Below are 21,207 nucleotides of genomic sequence, written 5' to 3'. Positions count from 1 at the left end.
AGTGCTAAACACGGACTTGGCACTCGGGACTTCCGACTGCCAAGAGGTCGGGACGGTGAGGCTGGTTTCCCGTGATCCGGGGCCGGTCGTCCGTCGCGGGCACCGCGCCTGGCCGAGCTACGTGACGTCCAAGACTGACGGTTAACCCCGTCGTCACCATGTGGAGGACCACACCGCAATGGCCAAGTTGATTGCGTTCGACGAGGACGCCCGCCGCGGTCTCGAGCGTGGCCTGAACACCCTCGCAGATGCCGTCAAGGTGACCCTCGGCCCCCGAGGCCGCAACGTCGTGCTCGAGAAGAAGTGGGGCGCGCCGACCATCACCAACGACGGCGTTTCGATCGCCAAGGAGATCGAGCTCGAAGACCCGTGGGAGAAGATCGGGGCCGAGCTCGTCAAGGAAGTTGCCAAGAAGACCGACGATGTCGCCGGCGACGGCACCACCACCGCCACCGTGCTGGCCCAGGCTCTCGTTCGTGAGGGTCTGCGCAACGTCGCGGCCGGCGCCGACCCGCTGTCCCTCAAGCGCGGCATCGAGCAGGCCGTCGAGGCGGTCACCGAGCAGCTGCACAAGGTCGCCAAGGAGGTCGAGACCAAGGAGCAGATCGCTGCCACGGCCTCCATCTCCGCCGCTGACACCACGATCGGCGAGCTGATCGCCGAGGCGCTGGACAAGGTCGGCAAGGAAGGCGTCATCACCGTCGAGGAGAGCAACACGCTCGGCATGGAGCTGGAGCTCACCGAGGGTATGCGCTTCGACAAGGGCTTCATCTCCGGCTACTTCGTCACCGACCCGGAGCGGCAGGAGGCGGTCCTGGAGGACCCGTTCATCCTGCTGTTCGGCTCCAAGATCTCGTCGGTCAAGGACCTGCTCCCGCTGCTGGAGAAGGTCATGCAGGCCGGCAAGCCGCTGCTGATCATCGCTGAGGACGTCGAGGGCGAGGCTCTGGCCACCCTGGTCGTCAACAAGATCCGCGGCACGTTCAAGTCGGTCGCCGTCAAGGCTCCCGGCTTCGGCGACCGCCGCAAGGCGATGCTGCAGGACATGGCCGTGCTCACCGGCGGCACCGTGATCAGCGAGGACGTCGGCCTGAAGCTGGAGAACGCCGACGTCTCCCTGCTGGGCAAGGCCCGCAAGGTCGTCGTCACCAAGGACGAGACGACCATCGTCGAGGGCTCCGGTGACCCCGAGCAGATCCAGGGCCGGGTCAACCAGATCCGGGCCGAGATCGAGAAGAGCGACTCGGACTACGACCGCGAGAAGCTGCAGGAGCGGCTGGCCAAGCTGGCCGGCGGCGTCGCCGTGATCAAGGCGGGCGCGGCCACCGAGGTCGAGCTCAAGGAGCGCAAGCACCGCATCGAGGACGCGGTGCGCAACGCCAAGGCTGCCGTGGAGGAGGGCATCGTCGCCGGTGGCGGCGTGGCCCTGCTGCAGGCCGCCGCGGAGGCCTTCGCCGGCCTGCGGCTCACGGGTGACGAGGCGACCGGCGCCAACATCGTGAAGGTGGCGGTCGAGGCTCCGCTCAAGCAGATCGCGATCAACGCCGGCCACGAGGGCGGCGTCGTGGTGGAGAAGGTCAAGACCCTCAAGGCTGGCGAGGGTCTGGACGCGGCCACCGGTGAGTACAAGGACCTGATCAAGGCCGGCATCATCGACCCGGCCAAGGTCACCCGCTCGGCGCTGCAGAACGCGGCGTCCATCGCGGCCCTGTTCCTCACCACCGAGGCCGTTGTCGCCGACAAGCCGGAGAAGGCCTCGGCCGCCCCGGCCGGCGGCGACCCCACCGGCGGCATGGACTTCTGAGCCACGCCAACCCGAAAAAGCCCGGCCCGCGCCCGCGAGCCGGGCTTTTTCACGTCCCGGCGTCCGGCGGGGTCACAGCGGGGGGATGGCTGCCGTTGGTGGTGGGCAGGCAGGTGACGACGAAGTCCGCGCCGAAGGAGTTGAGATGGATGCTGCGGTGGATGATGCGCGGGGCGCGGCCGGCGCGGTGGATGACGTCGGCGACGTGGGGTTGCGCCTCGACGAGTTGGTAGCGGTTGGGGTTGGCGACCTGTTCCTTGGAGAAGGTGACCAGGCCCAGGCGGTTGAGGTTGGTCAGGTAGGGGTGGATGCGGTCGGTGTGCCGGCAGCCGGCATGCTCGGCGATCATGTTCAGGCCGCCGGCGACCAGTTCCGAGCCGATGCCCAGCGGGCGGTTGGTGCGCACGTCGATCGACGGTTGCGGGCCGTGCAGGTAGAGGTAGCGCAGGATGCGGGCCTCGTCCGGCGCCAACTCGGACAGGATCCGGGCGTAGGCGGGGTGACCCTCCTCGGTGACGGTCACGTCGGCCGAACGGCGCAGCAGGTTCTCCCCGAGCGCCTGCAGTTCCTGCGCTGAGGTGCCGTTCTCCGGGTCCAGCCCGAGCGCCCGCAGGGCCACGCTGCGCAGTTCGAGCGACACGTCGTGCAGCACCGCGGTGGGGGACTCGCCGCGCAGCGTGCGCCGGACGACCTCGGTGCCGACGTGCAGCGACGTGCCGACGGTCCACGTGAACGCGTGCCAGGACACGCCGACCGCCAGCCGGACCAGGCCGGTCAGCCCGCCCTCCGGCTCCTTCGCGTCCCGGGTCATGCCACCTCACACTCCGAAGATCACCAGATGCAGCAGGCCGGCGACGATGCCGAGCACGCCGCCGTGCACGAACAGCAGCCACTCGTCCTGCTTGATCGCCGAACGCAGCATCTCCACGAACTCGTCCGGCCCCATCTTCGTCATCTGGGTGGCCACGAAGGAATAGATCTTGTTGGACTGCCGCCGGTTGAAGTCGGAGTCGGCGAACGCGATCGGGGCGAACTCGGCGGCCTGCGCGGCCAGCGAGGTCTTGATGTGGTCGTACTCGCGGGCGCCGACCGCGACCCGGACGGCCGTGCGGGCCCGCCCCACCGCCCGGTCCACCGCCGGGCGCAGCGTGTCCTCCAGGATCTGGTGGGTGCGGTCGGACCGGGGTCCGCGCAGCAGCTCGTCCCCGACGTTGTGCAACGTGATCACGTGCGTGGAGATGATCCGGGCATATCCCTTCGTCACCTCGTCCTTGCGCTTGATGAACAGCCCCTGCCGCCACGGGATCCAGCGGTTCGGGAAGGTCGGCTCGAAGATCATCGTAAGACCGAGCCAGTTGACCAGCCAGCCGATGACCATCCCGCCCAGCGGCAGCACCCACCAGTACGGCACCGCGTGCACCAGCGCCACCAGCAGGAAGCCCATCGGAAACCCGAAGTAGAAGCCGAAGTTCTGCATGAACCGCAGCTCCTTGCGGCCGATCTCCTGGAACAGGCTGTTGAGCAGCTCCGGGTGCGCCTCGAAGTAGCGGATCACCATCAGCTTGGCGTCGATCAGCGCCTCGATGTTGTCGCCGATCCGGTCGGTGAGGTTCCGGATGATCTCCGGCAGCTGCTGCTGGACCCGGGCGTGCACGACCTCCTTGATCAACGGCGGCAGGTCGCGCCACAGCTGCGGGTTCTCCCGCAGCATGATCTCCTCGACCGCCGCCCGGATCTCGCCCCGGGCGATGGTGACCAGGTGCTCGGCGATCTGCTCCGGCTCGAGCTCCCGGTAGAAGTCGCCGATGCTGCCCAGCTTGGCCAGGCCCTTGTCCACCGCGATGCTGGCCATCTTGTCCGCGCGCGAGGGCACGATGCCCTGCCAGCCGATCCGCCCGTCGTACCGGAACAGCGGCAGCACCTGCACCATCCGGGGCAGGAACGGGAACAGGATCTTCAGCCCGGGCACGCGGACGCCCCGGAACTTCAGCGGCCGGAACAGCATCAGCACGCCGGTCCAGTTCGTCACGTAGCCGATGAGCCCGGTGAACAACGGAATCGTGATGAGGTCGGTGACGAGCTTGTCCTCGAACACAATCGCCACCATGTTCATCGGCCCATCATGACCGGCGGAGAGTGCCGGAGCTAGCCAGCACCGGGGCAGTGCTTGTCGGATTTGCTGGCCGCGATCGGATCAGCCACCTAGCCGGCGCCCAGGCAGTGCTTGTCGGGCCGCCGACGGAGTGCTTGTCGGGTCTGCTGGGCGCGCGATCGGATCTGCGGGGCAGGCCGCGGGCGGCTGCCATGGTCGCCGTCGCTGGTCGGCGGCCTGCCGCCACAGATCCGAGCCTTCGGCGGTCTCGGATGACCACCTAGCCGGCGCCCAGGCAGATGAAGGGCCTTCGGAGCGGGTCGGCGGCCGTCGCCTGGGCCAGTGCGGCGGACGGGGCGGCGCCGGAGGCCAGCCGGCTGTGGAAGTCGGCCATGGTGTCGGCCAGGTCCCGGGCGGCCGGCGAGTTCACCAGCCAGCGGTGGTAGTCGGTCATGGTCTCGGCGGAGGACCGGTCGCCGACCCGGCACACGGCCGCCACCACGCTGCGCGACCCGGCGGCCAGCAGGGCGCCGGCGAACCCGAGGGCCTCGTCGCCGGGCCGGATGTGGCTCAGCGCCAGCTCGCAGGAGGCCAGCACGACCTGCTCGGGCGGGTTGTGCAGCCGGGCCAGCTCGTGCGCGAGCAGACCGCCGTCGGCCAGCTCCAGCCGGGAGAACAGCGCGTTGGCCGGCTCGTGGGTGCCGTGCGCGGCGATGTGCACCAGCTTGGCGCCGTCCATCGCGGACAGCACCGCGTCGGTGGTGGCGTCCGCCCCGTCCAGCACGGCCGCGTCCGGGTAGATGGCCCGCAGCCGGGTCAGCTCGGTGACCGACTCCGGCAGTCCCGGCCCGCACACCAGCACCACGTCGCGGCCGCCGTCCGGCACCCGCCGGTCGGTGGCGCCCACCCAGGCGGTGGCCGACGGCGCCACGGTGAGCGGCCGGCCGCGCAGCGACGGCAGGGAGCCCCACGGCACCTGGTAGAGCCCGCCGCCCGGCACGATCACCACGTCCCGGTCGCCGAGCCGGTCCACCACCGGCGCCAGCAGCGCGTCCAGCCGGGTCAGCCGCCGGTTGGCCGACTCGGACACCGCGGCGGCCAGCGGCGCGACCAGCTCGTCCGGGGCCAGCGCGTCGAGGTCGGCGTGCAGCTGCTTGGCGGTCTCCAGCGTCTCCCGCAGCGGGCCGATCCGGACCAGGTCGGTGCGCCCGCCGGCGACCACCACGGCCGCGAGCGTGTCGCCCGGCCCGGCGAAGCTCACCAGCGCCCGGTCGCCGAGCCTGTCGATGATCGCTTCCGGCGGGCACACCGGGCGGGGCCGGCCCCACTGGCTGGTGTGCCAGCCGAGCCGGCTCACCTCCCGCTGCAGCACCGCCGACCGGCGCTCCAGCGCGGTGACCGTCACCGAGCGGCGCTCCACCCGGGCCTGCTGCAGGGTGCGCAGCACACCGCGCAGCTCGGCCACCCGGCTGGCCAGCTCCGGGTCGTCGATGACCGGCAGCGGCTCGTACCGGTAGATCTGCGCCCGGGTGCGCTCCTGCCAGCCGAGCAGTCTCCGCGCGTCGCGCTGGGTGCGGGCGCCGTCGAGCACCAGGCGCACCGCCAGCCGGCCCAGCTCGTAGCCGTGGATCGCGGTCCCGCACAACAGGTCCAGGCCGCCCATCCGGTCCCGGACCCGGGACAGCTCGTCCAGCCCGGCGCGCGCCTCGGACAGCACCCGCTTGTGGTCGCCGCGGGCCAGCGACAGTTCGGCCCGGCACAGCCGGCGCAGCATCTTGTGGTCGGTCGGCGCGATCTTGCTGGGCGGCGGCACCTGGTCGAGCATCCGGGCGGCGGTCTCGATCGAGCCCTGCCGCAGCGCCAGCCGCACGCCCAGCATGGTGGCCTTGGCCGCCTCGTCGGTCAGGCCCAGCTCGGCGAGCCGTTCGGCGAGCCGCTCGGCCCGGGTGGGGGAGGCCTTGTTGTCCTGTCCGCCCAGCGCGGCGGACGTCTCGGTCTGCATCCGGGTCAGCGCGGCGACCTCGGCCCAGGGCGCGCTGCCCCGCTTGACGAACCGCCGGTGCGCCGAGCTCGCCATGGCCCGGGCCAGCTCCAGCTCGCCCTGCAGCAGGGCGGCGGCGGCGCGGACGATCTCCGCCTCGGCCAGGTCCTGGCTCAGCCGCAACCGGCGCAGCACCGGCAGCGCCTCGTCGAGGTGCCGGGCGGCCTCGTCGGCCAGACCCGCCTCGAGCAGCGCCCGGGCCTGGTCGATCTGGGTGCGCGGGACCAGGTCCGGTGCGGTCCGCCGGAACGCCCGCTCGGCCTGCTCGAAGTGCACCAGTGCGGTGGGGATGTCGCCGGTGAGCTGCGCGATCTCGCCCAGGTTGCCCTGCGCCTTCTCGACGATCCGGGGGACTGCGCGAGCGGTGGCCAGTTCGATGCAGCGCCGCACGTCCCGCTCGGCCGGCTCGGGCTTGCCCTGCTCGATGTAGGCCAGCCCGCGGTTGAGCAGGGACTTGGCCAGCAGTTCGGGATCGCCGGCCGGGTCGTCGACGGACCGTTCGAGCAGCGGGATGCCCTGGTTGTAGGCCTCGATGGCCTCGGCGGACTGCCCGGCGCGCAGGTACAGCAGGCCCTGCTGGTGATGGATGCGTCCGCGCAGGGTGAGCCGCTGCGGCCCGTCCGGCAGGGCACCGACCAGGTCGCTCGCGGTGCCGAGATGAATCAGCCCGTCGGCGATCGCCCCGGTCTCGGCCTCCGTGTAGGACAGAGCGGACAGAATGCGGATGCGAACGGCGAGGGCGTCCGGATCGCCGGTCCCCACCGGCAACGCGCGCAGCGCTTTGTGCAGCAGTTTCGTCGCTTCGGCGGTCCGGCCGACATTGCTGGCGCCCACTCCGCGGACCAGTAGCTCCTCGGCCGGCCGGAGGTCACCGTGGCCGTTTTCGGCGTGGTTCTTGCCGCGTGGCGCGGGCATCACGGGCCGGGTACGGGAGCGGGGCACACACTAATGGCAACATACGACGCCGGCAGTGTGTGCCCCGGACCCGAGATCAGTTCACTACTTGCTGGTAGTGGTCTGAGTGTTCGTGTCGTCCACGATGTTCTCGTGGTAGCCCGTCGGGCAGTTCTGCGAGCCGTGGCACGGGCACGGCTGGTTTGTCGTCGGCGGCTTGTCGGTTCCTGTGGTGCTGGTGTCGCTCATGACTCCCCTTCAAGCAGGTTTTGCGAACCTGTCACCGGAACAAGAGACGCTAGGTGACCGGCAGATACAAACCTTATCGCCTGATTGGCCTAGAGCATTGACAAAAACTACAGAACCACCGTTGGAGTGACTACGGTCCGTGGCCGTTCGGCATTCATTCGTACCAAAATCTGGGTCGTGCCGCGCGGCACCTCGGTCAGCACGAAACGTCCGCCCTCGTCAGCGGTGGTCTCGGTGGAACCGTGGTCGGCGACCCGTACTTCCACACCGTGTTCGCCGGCCGGCACCAGCCACCCGTCAATTCGCTGCCGTTCACCCGTGCGGGTCACGTTGACCATGACCGTGAGATCGCCGACGAAGAACGTGATGGTGCCCGGAGCGCCGCCGCGGACACCCGCCAGCGGGCGGTCGTCCGCCCAGCGGGCCGCCTCCACGTCGATGTCGTCGATGGCGATCGCGAACTGGGCGCGCTCGATCAGTCCGGGCGGCGGTGGGTCGAGCTGATCGACCAGTCGGGCCACCTTGGCCATCATCGCGTCGTCCGCCGCGGAATGGTGTTGCGTTCTCATCTGCCAGCCTCCCCGTCGTACAGGGTGCGAAGGGAGCTCAAGCAGCGCCCTCGAGTCGGTCCAATGCTGCCGTGCGGCATGTGCAGAGCCTCGGCGACTGCGCGGTACTCCACTCGCCCGGCGAGCACCGTCATGCGCAGCAGTTCCTGACAACGAGCCGACAGCCGGTGGAACGCCTTCCACAGCAGCTGGTCCCGCTCGTCGCGCAGCAGTTCGGCCTCGGGCAACGGGTCGTCGTTGGGGAGTTGCTCGGCCACCTCGGTGGGCAGCTCCACCTGCGCGGCGCCGCGCCGCCGGGTGCGGTTGGACTCCCGCCTCGTCGTGGTGATCAGCCAGCTGACCAGCGCGCGGGGTTCGGTCAGCCGGTCCATGTGGCGCAGCAGGGCGAGCCACACGGTCTGCACCACGTCCTCCGCGGTGCTGCGGTCCAGCCCGTTTCCCCGGGCAACGTGCCAGACCAGCGGGGTCAGGTCGGCTACCAGAACGTTCAGTGCGGCGCGGTCCCCCGATCTGGCCGCGATCAGGCACGCCGCGTGCCGGTCCCGGCCTTCCAACCCCTCCCAAGGCGGACTCATGCTTGCCGTGCGGAGTTCGGTCACCGCATTCCACCCCACTTCGTGGGTCGACTTTCTGGGGGCGTGTGGTACATCGCTCGACGGGGTCGGCGTGCATCCGGTTTGGTCCGACGCTCACCCGGTTGGTCTAAGTTCATGGTTCGTTCGGTGGCTACTGGGCATGAACGGTGAAGGTCAAGGCCTGCTGGGCCTCGCTCTCCCAGGGCCGGGCCAGCTCGGCGCGCAGCTCGTGCTGACCCCGGGCGTACACGTCGAACGCCAGCCTGCGCTGACCCGAGGTGGCGGAATCGGGCCCGGACAACGCCGGGATGTGCTCGTCGGTGATCATGCGTAACCCCTCCGGTAGCCGCCAGCGCCAGCGGTAGTCGCTGGTCGGCGACTCCGGCAGGCGCAGCTCCACCGTATCGCCCTTGCGCAGCTCGATCGGACGAGCTGAGTTCGCCTCAGTCAGGTGTATCAGCACCACGCACGCTCCCTTGCGTTGACGTGGAACAGCGGCCGGGCGTCTCCCCTGCAAACGCCCGGCCGCCTAGCCCTTGAACGCGCCGCATGTCAGAAAGGAGTCGGCACTGATCAGCCAGATACGTCCATTCCGGCCGGGTTTGCGAGAGCCGCGTCTCAACCCATGGTGATCAGCAACAACGCGGCGATGCCGAGCGCCATGCCGGCAAGCAGGGTGCCGCAGCCGCCGAGCAGCGCGCCGCGGGTCCCGGTGGCCCGCAGCGCGAACAGGTTGGCCAACGCGATGTCCAGCAGGGTGATCACGACCAGGACGGCCACGCCGGTGACCGGCGACCCGGTTTCCGGCCGGCTCAGCAGCACCGGCGCGAAGACCAGCGCCACGAACCCGGCCACCATGGTGGCGGCCAGTTGCACCCCGGAGCCCAGCAGCACCAGCGCGCGGGCGGTCCCCACCCGTGAAACACGTCCAGGCTGCTCCTCCGCCACGGGAGAGCAGCCTAGAACATGCAGGTATGCCCCTTATGTCGGTTCCTAGTCCTCTTCGGGGACGATCAGCCAGCAGGCCAGATAGATGAGGGCGCCGGTGCCGAAGCCGAGGATGGTGGCGGCGACCAGGAGGACGCGGACCAGCGCCGCGTCCACTCCGAGCATCTTGGCGGTGCCGCCGCACACCCCGGCGACCATGCGGTCGGAGCGGCTGCGGCGCAGTTTACGGATCTGGGTGGTGGTCTCGTTTGTCACGACTCCAGGGTCGCCGCCGGGGCGGCCCGGCACATCGGGAGCCGCCCTGAGGCGAACCCGGAACCTTGGTCAGGGAGGCATCCGGGTCTCCCCGACTACAGTGCCACCCATGAGCGCGTCCTGGGCCCCGGTCGACTCGCCGGACCAGTTGGCCGGCGAGCTGGACCGGGTCGGCTACCTGCCCGACGAGGGGCTGGCCACGGCCGCGTTCCTGGCGCTGCGGATGGGCCGGCCGCTGTTCTGCGAGGGCGAGCCGGGCACCGGCAAGACCTCGCTGGCCGTCGCGCTGGCGGACGCGCTGGGCGTCGAGCTGATCAAGCTGCAGTGCCACGAGGGCATCGACGCCACCCAGGCGCTCTACGACTGGGACTTTCCCCGGCAACTGCTGCACCTGCGCGCGCTGGAGGCAGGCGCGACCGGGCCGCTGGACTCCGACGTGGCCGAGAAGTCCTTGTACAGCAGGCGGTTCCTGCTGGCCCGGCCGCTCCTGCGGGCGCTGGAACAGGCGCCCTGCGTGCTGCTGGTGGACGAGATCGACCGGGCCGACGACGAGTTCGAGGCGTTCCTGCTCGAGGTGCTCGGCGAGTTCACCGTGACCATCCCGGAACTGGGGGAGGTGCGTGCCCCGGTGCCGCCGCTGGTGGTGCTCACCTCCAACCGCACCCGCGAGGTGCACGACGCGCTCAAGCGCCGCTGCCTCTACCACTGGCTGGAGCACCCCGACCTGCCCCGGGAGATCGCCATCCTGCGCCGCCGGCTGCCCGGCGTCGGCGAGCGGCTGGCCACCCAGGTCGCCACCGCGGTGCGCCGGCTGCGCGCCGCCGAACTGCTCAAACCACCGGGTGTGGCCGAGTCCATCGACTGGGCCGGCGCCCTGCTCGCGCTCGGCCGCTCCGAACTGGACGCCGCCGGCGCCGCGGCCACGCTGGGTGCCGTGCTCAAGTACCGCGAGGACGCCGAACGCACCGTCGCGGCCGGACTGGACGCGCTCCTGGCCGGCTAGCTGTGCTGGGGAAGGTGATGAAGTCCGGCGGCACCGTCGCGGTCAGCCAGACACCGTTGGCGCTGCGGCGAAAGGCGTGGCCCGCGGCGGACATCCGGGCGGCGTCGACGGTGAGGATCACCGGGCGGCCCCGGCGGGCGCCGACCCGGCGGGCCGTCTCGATGTCGGCGGACAGGTGCACGTCGTGCCGGGCCATCGGGGACAACCCACCGTCCCGGATGGACGGTACGGCCTGCTCGTAGGTGCCGTGGTAGAGCACGGAAGGCGGTGCCACGTCAGCCAGCCCCAGGTCGATCGGCACGGTATGGCCCTGGTTTGCCCGAATCCGGGTGCCGCTCTCGTCGAACCCGAAGCGCTGCTTGTCGTTCACCGCGACGACGTGCTCCAACTCGGCCCGGGTGACCGGGAACCCGGCCGCCGCGCAGGCCGCCAGCAGCACGGACACGTCCACCCAGCCACCCTCGTCCAGGGTCAGCCCGATCCGGTCCGGCCGGTGCCGCAGATGCTGGGACAGATACTTGGACACGCGCACCACGCGCTCCGAGGCCATGTCCGCACCCTAGCGCGGAAATTCGGTCGAGATCCTTCCATCGAGGACCCATCATGGTGACGACGTGAGCCTGAGTTGCCGGGCGGCGAGTGGCGGCGCCGGGACCGGCCCACGGCTCCGGTTGAGGGTGGCCCGGGTCTCCGGGCCACCCTCGTTTGCCCTCAACACCAGCCGTTGACCGGGTTTCCGGTTCCGGTCCAGGTGAACGCGTCGCTGATCCACGACCCGTCGCTGAGCTTGTTCCACATGCTGGTGGTGTAGTCGAACCGGCCGGTGTGCGAGGTGCCGTTGGCCGAGCAGGCGATCGTCACCGTGGCGCCGTCGGCGACCGTGCCCACGACGCCGAAGTTGGTGCCCGGTCCGGACCTGCGGTTGACCACGCCGCCGCCGTTGGTGTCGATGATGCCCTGGGTGAACCCGAGCGGTCCGTAGTTGTACATCGAGCCGCCGACGCCGATCTGGGTCGAACCGTGCAGCGCGGAACCCTGATAGGCCGCGGATCCGTTGTAGATCTGCCATTTGCCGAAGTTGTGCGAGGCGATGCCGACGAACGCGCCGTTCTGCCGCAACGAGAAGTGCACGTGTGCGCCGTTCGCGCTGCCCCCGCAGGACACGTCGGTGCCGATGTTGCCGAGGAACGCGCCTTCGGCGACGGTCACGCCGTTGTCGGTGCGGTTGTTGAACAAATGGTAGTAGTCGGTCGAGTAGCCGCGGTCGTGTGCGACCCGCAGCCAGCCGCGCTGGCTGGAGCACATCACGTAGAGCGTGCCGCCGCGCGTGGCGAGCACCCGTCCGTCGCCGCCGGCGAGGTCCACGGCCTGCCGGGCGGACTCGTGCGGGCCGCCGGTCAGCCGCCAGGACTGGCCGACCGCCCACGGCAGCCGCATGCCGGTGCGGAAGTCCCCGCCGGCAAGGGGTTTGGCCTCGGCGGTGGCGACCTTCGGGGCGGCTGCGCCGTGCGTGGCGAGCACCTGCTTCTCGCCGGTGGGCACCACGGCCTCCGGCGCGGCGGAGGTGAGCTTCGGGAACGCCGCCTCGCCCTCGAAGGCGACGGTCCAGTCCTTACCCTCGCGGTGCGCCACGAACAGCCAGCCGTCCGGGTACGCGCCCTCGATCGGCGCGGCCTTGGCGATGCCGGCGCCGAACGCCCAGTCGCCGCCGTCGGTGCGCATCACGTTGACCTCGGTGCCGGCCAGGTCGGTCCGCGATCCGGTCCTGGCGTCGATCTTCAGCACGACGGCGCTGGTCAGGTCGTCCGTCGCGGTCTCCCCCTGCGCGTGTGCCGCCGGAACGAGGACACCGGCGAGCATGGCCACACCAACGGACACCACTGCAGGGATTCGTGAACGCCCCATTGGATAACCCCTTCGGTTAGGGAATGTCCAACCATATTGACAGGAGTTCCCGGCCCGATCGATCCCCTCGGACGGGCGCACAATTGCCATATGGACCCGTTGCCCGGCCTGGTCGGCTTCACCGCCGCGTTACGTGCCGCCGGGCTGTCCTGCGACCCGGTGCGGGTGCAGGCCTACCTGGCGGCGATCGGGCAACTCGACCCGGCCGAGCCGGGACAGCTCTACTGGGCCGGACGGCTGACCCTGTGCGCCGAGCCGGACGACCTGCCGCGCTACGACGAGGCGTTCGGCGCCTGGTTCGCCGCGAAGCCGCCGCGCCCGGCCCGGCAGCCGGCGACCCAACGGACGCGCACCGCCCTGCTGGCCACCCTCACCGACACCCCGACCGGCACCGGCGCGGGCGGCGACTCCGACGCCCTGCGGGTGGCTGCGAGCGACACCGAGGTGTTGCGCCGCCGCGACATCGCCGAACTGTCCGCCCCCGAACGGGAGCACCTGCGCGAACTGCTGGCCACCCTGCGGCTCGACCCGCCGCTGCGCCGGTCGCTGCGACACCGTCCACAACGGACCGGACGGATCGACCCGACCCGGCTGCTGCGGCTGCTGCGGGCCACCGGCGGCGAGCCGATCCGGCTGGCGTACAAGGGAAGGGCCAACCGGCCCCGGCGCGTGGTGCTGCTGCTGGACATCTCCGGCTCGATGACCCCCTACGCCGACGCGCTGCTGCGCTTCGGCCACGCGCTCACCCGGCACGCCCCGGCCAGCACCGAGGTGTTCACCATCGGCACCCGGCTGACCCGGCTGACCCGTCACCTCCGGCAGCGCGACCCGGAACAAGCGTTGATCTCGGCCGCGCACGCGGTGCCCGACTTCGCCGGCGGCACCCGGCTGGGCGAGACGCTGCGGGCGTTCCTGGACCGCTGGGGTCAGCGCGGCCTGGCCCGCCGGGCCGTGGTGGTGCTCTGCTCGGACGGCTGGGAGCGCGGCGACGCCGGTCTGCTCGGCGAGCAACTGGCCCGGCTGCGCCGGCTCGCGCACGCGGTGCTCTGGGTCAACCCGCACGCCGGCCGGGCCGGCTACGCACCGGTGCAGTCCGGAATCGCGGCCGCGCTGCCGCATCTCGACCGATTGCTGGCCGGGCACAGCCTGGCTACGTTGGAGCACCTGCTCGAGGAGGTCCGCCGTGCGTGATGTGCTGGACGATGTGATGCGGCGCTACTCCGCGGGGGAGACGGTGGCGCTGGGCACCGTGGTCGGCACGTTCTCCTCGGCGCCGCGCGCGCCGGGCGCGTCGATGATGGTGGCGGCGGACGGCTCGGTGGTCGGCAGTGTGTCCGGCGGTTGCGTGGAGGGCGCGGTCTACACCCTCGGCGAGGAGGTGCTCGCCGGCGGCCCGGCGGTGTTACAGCGCTACGGGGTCAGCGACGACGACGCCTTCGCCGTGGGCCTGACCTGCGGCGGGATCATCGACGTGTACGTGGAGCCGATCAGCGCGGCGGGCTTCCCGGAGTTGGCCGAACTGGCCAAGTCGGTGCAGGTGGAGGAGCCGGTGGCGCTGGCAACCGTGGTCGAGCACCCGGACCCGCAGCGGCGCGGCGCGCACCTGGTGGTCTGGCCGGACCGGGTGGCCGGCGGTCTCGGCTGCGCCCGCGCCGACGACGCGGTCACCGACGACGCGCGCGGGTTGCTCGCCGGGGGGCGCACCGGCCTGCTGCACTACGGCGTGGACGGGCAGCGGCGCGGCGAGGGGATGTCGGTGTTCGTCAACTCCTTCGAGCCGCCGCCGCGGATGCTGGTGTTCGGCGCGATCGACTTCGCCGCCGCGGTCGCCCGGCTCGGCTCGTTCCTCGGCTACCGGGTGACCGTGTGCGACGCCCGCCCGGTGTTCGCCACCAACTCCCGGTTCCCGGACGCCGACGAGGTCGTCGTCAACTGGCCGCACCGCTACCTCGCCGCCGAGGCGCAGGCCGGCCGGGTCGATGCGCGCACCGTGATCGCGGTGCTCACCCATGACCCCAAGTTCGATGTGCCGCTGCTCGAGGTGGCCCTGCGCACCGACGTCGGCTACGTCGGCGCGATGGGCTCCCGCCGCACCCACGACGACCGCCTCGTCCGCCTCCGCGAGGCCGGTCTGACCGAGGCGGAACTGTCCCGCCTGTCCTCGCCCATCGGCCTCAACCTCGGCGCCCGGACCCCCGAGGAAACCGCCGTCTCCATCGCCGCCGAGATCATCGCCCTGCGCTGGGGCGGCCACGGCGAACGCCTCACCGAACTTTCCGGCCGCATTCACTAGTCCGCCACTCCGGAATTTCTATGCGTGCTTGCGCTGGTGACGAACGGTGCGGGTATCGGGTGGATTGTGGCTGGGGTGCCGTCACGGTCCCCTGAGGTTCCGTTGGTCGGCCCAAGACCTCACTCGATTATCCAAAGTAGGCGGGGCTAGCCGCCTGGGGCCGGGGTGGGGAGGCGGGCGCGGCGGGAGTGGCGCAGGCCGTCCCAGGTGAGGACGGCGAGCCCGAGCCAGACCATGGTGAAGCCGATCCAGCGTTCGACGGGCATGTGTTCGTCGAAGACCAGAATCCCCAGCAGGAACTGGATGACCGGGGCGATGTACTGCAGCAGGCCGACCATGGACAGCGGGATCCGGGTCGCGGCGGCGCCGAAGGCCAGCAGCGGGATCGCGGTGACGGCGCCGCTGGCGATCAGCAGCAGGGCGTGGGACAGGCCGTGGCCGGTGAAGGTGCCGGCGCCGGTGCCGCCGAGGATCAGCAGGTAGATCAGCGCCGGGGCGGCGGTGATGCCGGTCTCCACCGCCAGCGACTCGATCGCGCCGGTGGCCGCGAGCTTCTTGAGCAGACCGTAGATCCCGAACGAGAACGCCAGCAGCAGCGCGATCCACGGCGGGCGGCCGTAGCCGACGGTGAGCACGACGACGGCCGCGGCGCCCAGCCCCACCGCCACCCACTGCCAGGGACGCAGCCGTTCGCGCAGCAGCACCACGCCGACCAGCACCGACACCAGCGGCCCGGTGAAGTAGCCGAGCGCGGTCTCCACCACGTGCCCGTGGTTGACCCCGTAGATGTAGGTGCCCCAGTTCACCGTGATCAGCGCGGCGGCCCCGGCCAGCAGCCCGAGCCGGCGCCGGTCGCCGAGCACCGTCCGCAGCTGCGCCCATCCGGTGCGTCCACGCCGGCCGGACACGGTCAGCACCGCCGCGACGAACACCAGCGACCACACCATCCGGTGCGCCAGGATCTCCACATCGCCCGCCGGCCGCAGCAGCGGCCAGTACAGCGGGAACAGCCCCCACATCGCGTAGGCCGCGGCGCCGAACGTCAACCCCCGGCGATATTCCGGATACGCATCGGATGTCTGCGCAGCTAGCGCGGGGGAAACCACGGTCCGAGCATAAGCGCGATCTATGCAAGGTCTTGTCCGGGCGGCGGGTCAGGTAGCAGGCTCCACGTGTGAGGCCGCTCACCAGGAACTCGCAACGCAGCGAGCCGTTCCGACGTGCCGCGCTCACGCCTGTCCCCACCCGGTTACCCGACCGACTGCCACCCGCCTGCCGGATCGGGGCTTTTCGTGTGCCCTTGGAGGCTCCATGCGCATATCCGTGACCGTTGACGGCACCCAGTACACCGATGAGGTCGAGCCTCGACTGCTGCTCGTGCACTATCTGCGCGAGCGACTGGGCAAGGTCGGCACGGTGGTCGGGTGCGACACCAGTAACTGTGGCGCCTGCACCGTCCATCTGGACGGCCACAGCGTCAAGTCCTGCTCGGTGCTCGCGGTACAGGCGGACGGTTCTGAGATCACCACGATCGAGGGCCTGGCCCGGGACGGCGAACTGCACCCGGTGCAGCAGGCGTTCCGGGAGAACCATGCGCTGCAGTGCGGGTTCTGCACCCCGGGCATGATCATGCAGGCGATCGACCTGCTGGCCGACGACGCCGACCCGGACGAGGAGGCGGTGCGCACCGGCCTGGAGGGCAACCTCTGCCGCTGCACCGGCTACCAGAACATCGTCCGCGCGGTGCGCTCCGCCGCCGAGAAGATGCGCGGCGGGGCCGGCCCGGAGGCCGAGCAGGTCAACACCTCGACCGTGGTCGCCGGGGGCGGTGCCTGATGACCTCGACACTCGAGCCCGAGGTCGGCAAGTCCCGGCGCCGCAAGGAGGACGCCCGGCTGATCACCGGCCGGACCAGGTGGACGGACAACATCACGCTGCCCGGCATGCTGCACCTCGCGGTGCTGCGCAGCCCCCTGGCGCACGCCCGGATCACCCGGATCGACACCACCCGGGCCCGGGCGCTGCCCGGCGTGGTGGCCGTCTACACCGCGACCGACCTCGACCCGGACAGCGCGATCGCGCTGCCCTGCGCGTGGGCGGTCACCCCGGACATGAAGCACCCGCGCCGGCCGGTGCTGGCCGTCGACACGGTGCACTTCGCCGGCGAGGGTGTGGCCGTCGTGGTGGCCACCAACGCCTATCTCGCCCAGGACGCGCTGGCCGAGATCGACGTGGACTACGAGGAACTGCCGGTGGTGCTGGACATGGAGGCGGCGCTGGCCGACGGCGCCACCCTGGTCCATCCCGAACTGGAGACCAACCGCAACGCGCTGTGGGTGTTCGACTCTGGCGAGGCGGGCACCGGCGGCGACGTCGCGGCCGCCATCGACGAGGCGAACGGGGCGGACGACGGGATCGTGCTCACCCGCCGGTTCCGGCAGCAGCGGCTGGTTCCGGCGTTCATGGAGCCGCGGTCCACAGTGGTCGACCCGACCGCGCAGCAGATCACGATCTGGTCGTCCACCCAGGTGCCGCACATCCTCAAGACGATGACCGCGCTCACCCTGGGCCTGCCCGAGCACAAGCTGCGGGTGATCGCCCCGGACGTGGGCGGCGGGTTCGGCGGCAAGATCGCGGTGCTGCCCGAGGAGACCATGGCGGTGCTGGTCGCGCAGAAGCTCGGCAAGCCGGTGAAGTGGACCGAGAGCCGCTCGGAGTGCATGGCCACCGCACACCACGGCCGCGACCAGATCCAGGACATCACGATCTCCGCGCGCCGGGACGGCACGGTCACCGGGCTCAAGGTCGACCTGATCGCCGACATGGGCGCCTACCTCGGCCTGGTCACGCCCGGAGTGCCGCTGCTGGGCGCGTTCATGTTCAACGCGATCTACAAGATCCCGGCCTACCGGTTCGCGTGCACGAACGTCTTCACCAACAAGACGCTCACCGACGCCTACCGGGGCGCCGGCCGGCCGGAGGCCACCTTCGCCATCGAACGGATCATGGACGAGCTCGCGGCCGAGCTCGGCATGGACCCGATGGAGCTGCGCGAGAAGAACTGGATCAGGCACGAGGAGTTCCCGTTCACCACGGTGTGCGGCCTGACCTACGACTCGGGCAACTACGAGGCGGCCACCTCCCGGGCGATGGAGTTGTTCGACTACGCGGGGCTGCGCCGGGAGCAGCAGCAGCGCCGGGAGTCCGGTGACCCGGTCCAGCTCGGCATCGGGATCTCCACCTTCACCGAGATGTGCGGGCTGGCCCCGTCCCGGGTGCTCGGCTCGCTGTCCTACGGCGCGGGCGGCTGGGAGCACGCGGCGATCCGCATGCTGCCGACCGGAAAGGTCGAGGTGGTCACCGGCTCGTCGCCGCACGGCCAGGGGCACGAGACGGCCTGGAGCCAGATCGTCGCCGACCAGCTCGGCGTTCCGTTCGAGGATGTCGAGGTGATCCACGGCGACACCCAGTCCTCGCACAAGGGTCTGGACACCTACGGTTCGCGTTCCCTCGCGGTGGGCGGCATCGCGGTCGTCAAGGCGGCCGAGAAGGTGGTGGCCAAGGCGCGCAAGGTGGCCGCGCACATGATGGAGTGCTCCGAGGACGACCTGGAGTTCGCCGAGGGGCAGTTCACCGTGCGCGGGACCGACCGGTCCACCGGCATCGGCGACGTCGCGCTCGCCGTGTTCGCCGCGCACGACCTGCCCGACGGCGTGGAGCCCACCCTGGACTCCGATGCCGTGTACGACCCGGAGAACTTCTCCTTCCCGCACGGCACGCACCTGTGTGCGGCCGAAGTGGACACCGAGACGGGCCGGGTCCGGTTGCGCTCCTACGTGTGCGTGGACGATGTCGGCAAGGCGGTCAACCCGTTGATCGTGGAGGGCCAGGTGCACGGCGGGCTCGCGCAGGGCATCGCGCAGGCGCTGTACGAGGAGGCCGTGCACGACGAGTCGGGCACGCTCACCACCGGCACGTTCGCCGACTACCTGCTGCCTTCCGCGGCGGACCTGCCGAACTTCACCACCGACCGGACCGAGACCCCGGCCACGTCCAACCCGTTGGGCGTCAAGGGAGTCGGTGAGGCCGGCACGATCGCGTCCACCCCCGCGGTGGTCAACGCGGTGGTGGACGCGGTGCGGCACCTGGGTGTCGACGACATCGAGATGCCGTGCTCGCCGATGCGGGTGTGGGCGGCGATCAACCGGCGGGAGCCGGACGGCAGCGGGATCGGCGGCGCTGAGGCCGGTGGCGGTCTCGGCAGTATCTCGGCTCAGGGAGGTGCCCAGTGATTCCGGCGGCATTCGACTACGTCGCGCCCACGACGGTGGAGGAGGCGGTCCGCGCGCTCGCCGAGGCCGGCGAGGACGCCAAGGTGCTGGCCGGCGGGCAGAGCCTGCTGCCGGTGCTGCGGGTGCGGCTGGCCGCGCCGACCATGCTGGTCGATCTCGGCCGGATCGCCGAACTGCGCGGGATCCGCGAGGACGGCGACGCCCTGGTGATCGGGGCGATGACCACGCACTACGAGGTGCAGCGGGACGCGCTGGTGCGCGAGCACGCGCTGCTGCTGGGGCTGACCACCGACACGGTGGCAGATCCCCAGGTGCGGCACCGGGGCACGTTCGGTGGGTCGCTGGCGCACGCCGACCCGGCCGGTGACCTGCTCGCCCCGGCGCTGGCGCTGGAAGCCGAGATGGTGCTGGCCGGACCGGACGGCCGGCGGACCGTGCCGGCCGGCGAGTTCTTCGTCGACTTCTTCACCACGGCGTTGGCACCGGGCGAGATCCTGGTCGAGGTGCGGGTTCCGAAGCACACCGGGTGGAGCGCGCACTACGAGAAGTTCAACCGGGTCGCGCAGGCCTGGTCGATGGTCGGCGTCGCGGCGGCGCTGCGCACCGAGGGCGGCTCGATCGCCGAGGCTCGGATCGCGCTGACCAACATGGCGGCCACACCGGTGCGGGCGCACGCGGTCGAGCAGGCCCTGGTCGGCGCGCCGGCCACGGCCGAGGTGATCCGGGCGGCGGCCGAGCACGCGGCCGAGGGCACCAGCCCGACCACGGATGGCAATGCCGACACCGAGTACCGCCAGCACCTGGCCCGGGTGCTGACCGGTCGCGCGGTGGTGGCGGCGGTCGGGGCGTAGCCTGGCTGTCTGGTCTGGTGGAGCGCGATGTGGCGTCGTAGCACGTCACATCGCGCTCCCGACACCGAAGGGATGACCGCCGTGCAGTTGGAGCACACCTTCCGGGTTCCGGCGGACCTGGACACCGTGTGGCAGGCGGTGCTCGACCCGGAACTGGTCGCGCCGTGCATGCCCGGCGCCACCCTCACCGCGGTCGACGGGTCCGCGTTCAGCGGTCAGGTGAAGGTCAAGCTCGGGCCGATCTCGTTGCTGTACAAGGGAGCCGGCGAGTTCCTGGAGACCGACGAGCAGGCCCGCAAGGTGATCATCAAAGCGTCCGGAAAGGACTCCCGGGGCAACGGCACCGCCGCCGCGACGGTCACCGTCGCGCTGCGCGCGGACGGCGCCGAAACGGTCGGCTCGGTGCTGACCGACCTGAGCATCACCGGAAAGCCGGCCCAGTTCGGCCGCGGGATGATCTCCGAGGTGGGCGGCAAGATCCTGGACTCGTTCGCCTCCTGCCTGTCCAGCAAGCTCGCCCCCGCGCCGGCCGAACCGGAGCCGGCGCCCAGGCTGGCCGTGGTGGAACCGGTCGCCGAGCAGCCGCCGCCCGCGGCCGCGGCCGGCGGCGCGGCGGTCGCCGAACCGGCGCCGCGGCCGGCGACACCCCAGCCGAAGCCCAAGCTGGAAGCCGTGCCGGAACCCGAGTCCGAGCCGATCGACCTGCTCTCCTACGCCGCGCCGTCCGTGCTGAAGCGGGCCATCCCGGTGCTCGTGCTGGTGCTCGCCGCGCTCGCGGTGCTGATCGTGCGCCGGCGTTCGCGCTGACCTGCCTGCGATTTCCTGGGGTGCCCCGTGCGTGGTGTCTGGGCGCTGTTCGCCGTCACCGCGGTGCTGTGCGGCTGTAGCGCGCCCCCGCCCGCGGGCGAACCGCCGGCCACCTCCGTGCCGGCCAGCCCGGTGCCGGCCACCTCTACCCGGGCCGAGCCGCGGTCGATCACCGTGGTGGCCGCCGGGGACGTGCTGATCCATCCGTCGCTGACCGAGCAGGCCCGGGCCGACGGCGGCGGGCGGCCGGACTTCGCGCCGCTGCTGGCCGGGGTCCGGCCGGTGATCTCGGCGGCGGATCTGGCGATCTGCCACCTGGAGGTCCCGCTGGCCGCTCCGGGCGGGGTGCTGTCCGGGTATCCGCGGTTCTCCGCGCCGGCCGAGGTGGCCGCCGGGCTGGCCGCGACCGGCTACGACACCTGCTCCACCGCGTCCAACCACACCATGGACCGGGGCGCGGCCGGGGTGACCAGCACGCTCGACGCGCTGGACGCGGCCGGCGTGCGGCACACCGGGTCGGCGCGTTCGGCGCGGGAGGCGGCCACCCCGCTGATCATGGAGGTGCACGGGGTCACGGTCGCGCAGGTCTCCTACACCTTCGGCTTCAACACCGGCACCGCGGTGCCGCC

20 protein-coding genes are annotated in these 21,207 nt (G+C 71.3%); 9 read left to right on the top strand and 11 right to left on the bottom strand.

The genetic code is table 11. The features are described from left to right. The first annotated feature begins 178 nt into the window (after window positions 1–178). Window positions 179–1,804, top strand: a complete 1,626-nt coding sequence (gene groL, locus VFO68_RS16885; RefSeq protein ID WP_325159253.1) for a chaperonin GroEL — start codon at window positions 179–181, stop codon at window positions 1,802–1,804. A 49-nt stretch (window positions 1,805–1,853) separates the two neighbouring features. Here groL and VFO68_RS16880 read toward each other — a convergent pair whose 3' ends face one another. The 8 genes from VFO68_RS16880 to VFO68_RS16845 form a co-directional block, all read right to left on the bottom strand. Continuing rightward, window positions 1,854–2,615, bottom strand: a complete 762-nt coding sequence (locus VFO68_RS16880) for an Abi-alpha family protein (RefSeq protein ID WP_325159252.1) — start codon at window positions 2,613–2,615, stop codon at window positions 1,854–1,856. A gap of 6 nt (window positions 2,616–2,621) precedes the next feature. Beyond that, window positions 2,622–3,917, bottom strand: a complete 1,296-nt coding sequence (locus tag VFO68_RS16875) for a hypothetical protein (RefSeq protein ID WP_325159251.1) — start codon at window positions 3,915–3,917, stop codon at window positions 2,622–2,624. A 259-nt stretch (window positions 3,918–4,176) separates the two neighbouring features. Next, window positions 4,177–6,852: a CHAT domain-containing protein gene (locus VFO68_RS16870; protein ID WP_325159250.1), complete on the bottom strand. Its 2,676-nt coding sequence runs from the start codon at window positions 6,850–6,852 to the stop codon at window positions 4,177–4,179. Between the two features lie 335 nt (window positions 6,853–7,187). Next, window positions 7,188–7,610, bottom strand: a complete 423-nt coding sequence (locus VFO68_RS16865) for a carboxypeptidase regulatory-like domain-containing protein (protein WP_325159249.1) — start codon at window positions 7,608–7,610, stop codon at window positions 7,188–7,190. A gap of 35 nt (window positions 7,611–7,645) precedes the next feature. Next, complete coding sequence (locus VFO68_RS16860; RefSeq protein WP_325159248.1) at window positions 7,646–8,248, bottom strand: sigma-70 family RNA polymerase sigma factor; 603 nt, start codon at window positions 8,246–8,248, stop codon at window positions 7,646–7,648. A 127-nt stretch (window positions 8,249–8,375) separates the two neighbouring features. Further along, the gene (locus VFO68_RS16855; protein ID WP_325159247.1) at window positions 8,376–8,690 is read right to left on the bottom strand and encodes a protease inhibitor I42 family protein; all 315 of its coding nucleotides are present in this window, start codon (window positions 8,688–8,690) and stop codon (window positions 8,376–8,378) included. Between the two features lie 152 nt (window positions 8,691–8,842). Beyond that, window positions 8,843–9,139: a hypothetical protein gene (locus VFO68_RS16850; protein WP_325159246.1), complete on the bottom strand. Its 297-nt coding sequence runs from the start codon at window positions 9,137–9,139 to the stop codon at window positions 8,843–8,845. Between the two features lie 78 nt (window positions 9,140–9,217). After that, window positions 9,218–9,427 carry a PspC domain-containing protein gene (locus tag VFO68_RS16845; RefSeq protein ID WP_325159245.1) on the bottom strand — a complete coding sequence of 70 codons (210 nt, stop codon included), beginning with the start codon at window positions 9,425–9,427 and terminating at the stop codon, window positions 9,218–9,220. A 109-nt stretch (window positions 9,428–9,536) separates the two neighbouring features. Between VFO68_RS16845 and VFO68_RS16840 the strand changes: the two genes are divergently transcribed. Beyond that, the gene (locus VFO68_RS16840) at window positions 9,537–10,430 is read left to right on the top strand and encodes a MoxR family ATPase (RefSeq protein ID WP_325159244.1); all 894 of its coding nucleotides are present in this window, start codon (window positions 9,537–9,539) and stop codon (window positions 10,428–10,430) included. On the opposite strand, the gene VFO68_RS16835 is transcribed toward VFO68_RS16840, so the two are convergent. Together VFO68_RS16835 and VFO68_RS16830 are read right to left on the bottom strand one after the other, a co-directional pair. After that, window positions 10,366–10,980, bottom strand: a complete 615-nt coding sequence (locus VFO68_RS16835) for an RNA 2'-phosphotransferase (protein WP_325159243.1) — start codon at window positions 10,978–10,980, stop codon at window positions 10,366–10,368. The two genes, VFO68_RS16840 and VFO68_RS16835, sit on opposite strands and share 65 nt — an antisense overlap. Window positions 10,981–11,141: 161 nt before the next feature. Then, on the bottom strand, window positions 11,142–12,290 hold the full coding sequence (locus VFO68_RS16830) for a peptidoglycan DD-metalloendopeptidase family protein (RefSeq protein ID WP_325159242.1): 1,149 nt from the start codon (window positions 12,288–12,290) through the stop codon (window positions 11,142–11,144). A 135-nt stretch (window positions 12,291–12,425) separates the two neighbouring features. On the opposite strand from VFO68_RS16830, the gene VFO68_RS16825 reads away from it, so the two are divergent. Continuing rightward, entirely contained in the window at window positions 12,426–13,526 is a 1,101-nt protein-coding gene (locus VFO68_RS16825; RefSeq protein ID WP_325159241.1) for a vWA domain-containing protein, read from the top strand. Further along, the gene (locus VFO68_RS16820) at window positions 13,519–14,628 is read left to right on the top strand and encodes an XdhC/CoxI family protein (protein ID WP_325159240.1); all 1,110 of its coding nucleotides are present in this window, start codon (window positions 13,519–13,521) and stop codon (window positions 14,626–14,628) included. The genes VFO68_RS16825 and VFO68_RS16820 overlap by 8 nt, the downstream gene beginning before the upstream one ends. 146 nt (window positions 14,629–14,774) lie before the next feature. Here the strand turns inward: VFO68_RS16820 and rarD are convergent, their stop codons facing one another. After that, complete coding sequence (rarD, locus tag VFO68_RS16815; RefSeq protein ID WP_325159239.1) at window positions 14,775–15,674, bottom strand: EamA family transporter RarD; 900 nt, start codon at window positions 15,672–15,674, stop codon at window positions 14,775–14,777. Between the two features lie 265 nt (window positions 15,675–15,939). Between rarD and VFO68_RS16810 the strand changes: the two genes are divergently transcribed. The 5 genes from VFO68_RS16810 to VFO68_RS16790 all read left to right on the top strand — a co-directional run. Then, a complete protein-coding gene (locus VFO68_RS16810) occupies window positions 15,940–16,464 on the top strand; it encodes a (2Fe-2S)-binding protein (protein ID WP_325159238.1) in 525 nt (174 codons plus the stop codon). Further along, complete coding sequence (locus tag VFO68_RS16805) at window positions 16,464–18,920, top strand: xanthine dehydrogenase family protein molybdopterin-binding subunit (protein WP_325159237.1); 2,457 nt, start codon at window positions 16,464–16,466, stop codon at window positions 18,918–18,920. Before VFO68_RS16810 ends, VFO68_RS16805 begins: the two co-directional genes overlap by 1 nt. Then, the gene (locus tag VFO68_RS16800) at window positions 18,917–19,771 is read left to right on the top strand and encodes a xanthine dehydrogenase family protein subunit M (protein WP_325159236.1); all 855 of its coding nucleotides are present in this window, start codon (window positions 18,917–18,919) and stop codon (window positions 19,769–19,771) included. Before VFO68_RS16805 ends, VFO68_RS16800 begins: the two co-directional genes overlap by 4 nt. 81 nt (window positions 19,772–19,852) lie before the next feature. Further along, the gene (locus VFO68_RS16795; RefSeq protein WP_325159264.1) at window positions 19,853–20,578 is read left to right on the top strand and encodes an SRPBCC family protein; all 726 of its coding nucleotides are present in this window, start codon (window positions 19,853–19,855) and stop codon (window positions 20,576–20,578) included. A 27-nt stretch (window positions 20,579–20,605) separates the two neighbouring features. Further along, on the top strand, window positions 20,606–21,207 hold a 602-nt coding region (locus tag VFO68_RS16790; RefSeq protein WP_325159235.1), incomplete at its 3' end, for a CapA family protein.

Source organism: Actinophytocola sp. (assembly GCF_035712165.1).
Classification (GTDB): Bacteria; Actinomycetota; Actinomycetes; order Mycobacteriales; family Pseudonocardiaceae; genus DASYTH01.
Note: the sequence above shows the minus strand (reverse complement) of the source record. Positions and strands in the feature narration are given on the sequence as shown.

Excerpts from the sequence above, each read along its gene's own strand:
- VFO68_RS16870 (WP_325159250.1), bottom strand. The coding sequence starts at position 6,852 with ATGCCCGCGCCACGCGGCAAGAACCACGCCGAAAACGGCCACGGTGAC.
- VFO68_RS16810 (WP_325159238.1), top strand. The coding sequence starts at position 15,940 with ATGCGCATATCCGTGACCGTTGACGGCACCCAGTACACCGATGAGGTC.
- VFO68_RS16835 (WP_325159243.1), bottom strand. The coding sequence starts at position 10,980 with ATGGCCTCGGAGCGCGTGGTGCGCGTGTCCAAGTATCTGTCCCAGCAT.
- VFO68_RS16825 (WP_325159241.1), top strand. The coding sequence starts at position 12,426 with ATGGACCCGTTGCCCGGCCTGGTCGGCTTCACCGCCGCGTTACGTGCC.
- VFO68_RS16830 (WP_325159242.1), bottom strand. The coding sequence starts at position 12,290 with ATGCTCGCCGGTGTCCTCGTTCCGGCGGCACACGCGCAGGGGGAGACC.
- VFO68_RS16840 (WP_325159244.1), top strand. The coding sequence starts at position 9,537 with ATGAGCGCGTCCTGGGCCCCGGTCGACTCGCCGGACCAGTTGGCCGGC.
- VFO68_RS16880 (WP_325159252.1), bottom strand. The coding sequence starts at position 2,615 with ATGACCCGGGACGCGAAGGAGCCGGAGGGCGGGCTGACCGGCCTGGTC.
- VFO68_RS16865 (WP_325159249.1), bottom strand. The coding sequence starts at position 7,610 with ATGGCCAAGGTGGCCCGACTGGTCGATCAGCTCGACCCACCGCCGCCC.
- groL (WP_325159253.1), top strand. The coding sequence starts at position 179 with ATGGCCAAGTTGATTGCGTTCGACGAGGACGCCCGCCGCGGTCTCGAG.
- VFO68_RS16875 (WP_325159251.1), bottom strand. The coding sequence starts at position 3,917 with ATGAACATGGTGGCGATTGTGTTCGAGGACAAGCTCGTCACCGACCTC.
- VFO68_RS16805 (WP_325159237.1), top strand. The coding sequence starts at position 16,464 with ATGACCTCGACACTCGAGCCCGAGGTCGGCAAGTCCCGGCGCCGCAAG.